Source organism: Phenylobacterium sp. (assembly GCF_046590535.1).
Taxonomy (GTDB): domain Bacteria; phylum Pseudomonadota; class Alphaproteobacteria; order Caulobacterales; family Caulobacteraceae; genus Phenylobacterium.
This window is the reverse complement of sequence record NZ_JBKJTG010000114.1, coordinates 1-3,876: the sequence shown is the minus strand read 5'-3', so window position 1 is coordinate 3,876 and position 3,876 is coordinate 1. Positions and strand designations below refer to the sequence as shown.

Annotated in this window: 3 protein-coding genes and 1 pseudogene; all 4 read left to right on the top strand. The window is 67.9% G+C overall.

The annotated features are described in order from the left end of the window. Positions 1–463, top strand: a 463-nt coding sequence (locus ACLL81_RS06825) for a DUF4402 domain-containing protein (RefSeq protein ID WP_411287595.1), incomplete at its 5' end; no start/stop codon positions are given. A gap of 76 nt (positions 464–539) precedes the next feature. Continuing rightward, entirely contained in the window at positions 540–1,172 is a 633-nt protein-coding gene (locus tag ACLL81_RS06820; protein ID WP_411287594.1) for a DUF4402 domain-containing protein, read from the top strand. After that, positions 1,169–2,104: a hypothetical protein gene (locus ACLL81_RS06815; RefSeq protein WP_411287593.1), complete on the top strand. Its 936-nt coding sequence runs from the start codon at positions 1,169–1,171 to the stop codon at positions 2,102–2,104. Before ACLL81_RS06820 ends, ACLL81_RS06815 begins: the two co-directional genes overlap by 4 nt. Before the next feature lie 79 nt (positions 2,105–2,183). After that, positions 2,184–3,876, top strand: a pseudogene (locus ACLL81_RS06810) (hypothetical protein); the annotation flags it as partial.

The window sequence follows — 3,876 nt, the reverse complement described above, 5'->3', positions numbered from 1 at the left end:
GGTGGTCGGTTCCGCCGCCTTCGCTCAGGTCGCGACCGCGCCGTCGGACGCTGTGGTGCTGGCGCCGCTGTCCATCACGGCTAACGCCACTACGCTGAGCTTCGGTCGGATCATCCGCTCGTCGGTTGCGTCAACCACCAACACCATTTCGGTGGACACCGCCGGCGCCCGCACCATCACGGGCGCGGGCAACGGCGCCGCCGCGCCGGGTGGCACGGTTGGCCGGGCGATCTTCGCGGTCACCGGCACAGACAACAACGGCATCACTATCGCCGCGCCGAGCTTCAACCTCACCCGCGGCGGTGGCACCGAGACCCTCCCGGTCACGCCCTCCTTCACCGCCACGGCGAACCTGGTCAGCGGCACGGTCAACGTTCCGGTTGGTGGCTCGATCACCATTGCCGACACCACGGTGGCGGGCACCTATACGGGTACGCTCAGCGTCACCTTCGCCTACCAGTAACCACTCAACGCTCCTGGAGCTGAGCGCCCGGCTGGGCGTTCAGCTTCTTGCAACCAGGCTTCGCTAAGTCATGGCTATGAAGAGAGCGTTCCTCTCCGCCTCCGTCGGTATCGCCGCCCTCGCCTTTTGCGCGCAGGCGATCGCGGCTGTGGGGCGGGCGCCGTCTGACGCCACGGTCCTGGAGCCCGCGACCGTTGCGTTGGTGCGCGACCTGGTGCTGCCGCCGGTCACCGTCTCCTCCAGCGTGGTGCGGACCAATACCGCCTCGCAACTGACGCAGACCGCGCTCCCGACCACCTCGACGCTCTCGCAGAGCCAGGTGGCGACGACTTCCGCCATCCCCACTCCCCAGGCGGCGGCCGCCACGGCCTCGGGCTCGACGGCCAGCGCCACGACGTCTGCCCCTCCGGCGTCCATCGCGGGGAACGCCGCGTTAACCATTTACGGCCAGTCTGGCGACACTGTTTCCATGCAGGTGCCGGCGAGCTTCAAGGTCGTCCGCACGGGGGGGACCGAAGCCTTGACCTTGACCACCAACACCAATGTCGAACATGGCATCGCCGACCAGGGCAACGTCCTGGGCGGGACTGTCGCGGGTAGCGACACTATGAGCGTTAACGTGGGGGCCGCACTTGCGCTAGCATCGGCCGGCCCGCTGGTCGCCGGACCATACCAGGGCGTTCTCGTCCTTGTGGTTCAGTACAATTGACACGCTCAGCTCTTAGCGTCTCCGCAGCTCTCGTCCTTCTCAGCTTGGTTTCAACGGCTGAGACGCGCGCGCAGCCTGCCCCCGCGCCAGCAGCGCCCGCGGCGCCTGTGGTCACGACGACTACGGTCGGCGCCAACCTGAACATCTCGCCCAAGCGGGTCACCTTCGACCGTAACCGGCGGACCGCGACGGTCTATATCTACAACCAAGGTGGCGCGCCGGCGACGTTCGACATCGCCTTGATCGACCGCGCCATGCTGCCCGACGGACAGATTGTCACCGTGGAGGACGCCCAGAAAGACGCCGCCCAGAAGCCGGTGGCCGACAAGGTGATCTCCGCCCAGTCGATGCTGGCGATCTCGCCTCGCCGGGCGAACCTCGCGCCGGGCAAGGGCCAGACCATGCGCCTGCGGGTTTCGGGTGGGGACGCGACCGCTACAGGCGAATTCCGCACCCACCTGACCATTACCACCATTCCGCCGCCGGACACCGGCCTGACGGCCGAACAGGCCGCATCGACCGCGCCCGACGAACTGCGCTTCCAGATCAACTCGGTGTTCGGGGTCAGCATTCCGGCCATCATCCGCCTGGGCGACATCGACGTGCGCGCCGGCATCGAGAACATGCGGATTGATTACGCCGATGTCTCGCTGGACGGTGTCGCGCCGGCCAAGCGCACGGCGATCGTGGTGTTTGAGCTCGTCCGAACGGGGACGAATTCGCTCTTCGGCAACATCGACATTCGAGCCGCCGGCCGACGTGGGGAACCGTTGGGCATCGCCCGCGGTGTCGGCGTGTACACAGAAATCGGTCGGCGGACGCTTAGAATGCCGCTGAACCGAGCGCCTGGCAGTGGGGAGAAGCTGGAGATCACCTTCAGCGACGACGACACATCGCCGGGCAAGGTGCTTGCGAAATTCACGCAGCCTTAGACGCCTGGCCTGGGCCGCCAGCGCCGCGCTCGTAGCCTTTCAAGCCACCTCCGGAGCCGCCGCAGAGCCGGCGCCCGGGATGCCCGTTGCCGTCCCGCCCTCGGCGGCCTCCGCGAACACCGCCCAGGCCCCCGCCGCAGCGGCCGCGCCGGCGCTCCCGACGAACGCGGACGTGATCGACGAAGCCAACCTCTTGCTGTTCTCGGTGGAGCTGGACAGTCTCACGCTCAGTGAAAGCCTCACCGCCTACGGCGCGCCGGAGGATCCGCTGGTGCCGCTGGGCGAGCTCTCCCGGCTGATGGAACTGGACGTGGACGTCCAGCCTGCCGACCGCCGGGTGGTGGGCCGGATCGGCGAGTCGCGGCGCTCGATCGCGCTGGACCTGACCACCGGCGACGCCCGTAACGGCCCAGCGACTTTCAAGCTACAGCCAGGCGAGTTCGCCATCAGCCAGACGGAGGTCTATCTGCGCACCTCCGTGCTCAGCAAGCTGCTGCCGCTGAAGTTCGAGATCAACACCGAGGCCCTGGCCATGAAGATCGTCGCCACGGAGCAACTCCCGATCCAGGGTCGGCTGGAGCGGCTTGCACGCCTTCGCGACGGATCCAGCCGCGTGCAGGGCCGGGACGAGCTGCTCAGCGTCGCGTCTCCCTACCGGCTGTTCTCCCTGCCGGCTTTTGACGCGTCCCTTGGCGCCGGGATCGAGAGCGGCGCCGGCATGCGCTACCCGTTCCGGTACGATCTGCGTGTCGCGGGTGACTTCGGTTACATGGGGTACCAGGGCTACCTGGGCTCGGATGAAAGCGGCATCCCCAATTCTGCGCGGCTGACCTTTGATCGCCGCTCATTGGAGGGTCGTCTCCTGGGGCCGCTGAAGGTGCGCCAGATCAGTATTGGCGACACCTACACCCCAGGCCTGGCGATCGGCCCGCGTAGCGTCGGCGGCCGCGGCTTCGCGCTCTCCACGGTGCCGCTCGACCAGACCAACGTCTTCAACCGCGTTGACCTGCGCGGCGAGCTGCCAGTGGGCTACGACGTCGAGCTCTACGTCAACGACGTGCTGCGCAGCGGCCAGAACACGCCGACGCAGGGCCGCTACGAGTTCCTCAATGTCCCGTTGGCCCGCGGCGTCAACGTCATCCGCATCGTCAGCTACGGCCCGCGGGGCGAGCGCAGCGAGCAGACCAAGATCGTCAACGTCGGCGGCGGGCAGCTGGCGGTAGGCGAGATGACCCTGGAACTGGGCGCCGTGCAGCAGGAGACCCCCCTGCTCCGGGTCCGCGCCATGACGGCGCAGGATCAGCTCTCCCAGGGGGAAGGCGGCATCCGCGCCGTCGCCTCAATCAACTATGGCCTCACCCAGTACCTGACCGTGAACGCCGGCGCGGCCTACTACCCGCCCAACTCCCGCCTCGAGCGGCAGGTCTACACCTTGGGCGCGCGGACCTCAGTCTTCGGGGTGGCGACCCAACTTGACACCGCCATCGACACGCTCGGCGGCCAGGCAGGTTCGCTGAGCCTCGCTGCGACCATCTATGGGGCCTCCCTCGTCGGGCGGCATGCGGAGTTCCTTGGCGGATTCTTCGACGAGAACGGACCCTCCGCCGAGCTCACCCGGCCGATCGCCAGGCGCAGCGAGCTGACGCTGGACTTGAGCATCCCGCTCGCCAACCGGATCGTGCCCACCACCCTGCGTGGCCTGCGCACCGAGTATGTCGACGGCGTGGTGGACATCACCGCCTCGGCGCGGGTGTCGACGACCCTGGCCAACA

Coding starts and splice junctions, on each gene's coding strand:
- ACLL81_RS06820 (WP_411287594.1), top strand. CDS start 540: ATGAAGAGAGCGTTCCTCTCCGCCTCCGTCGGTATCGCCGCCCTCGCC.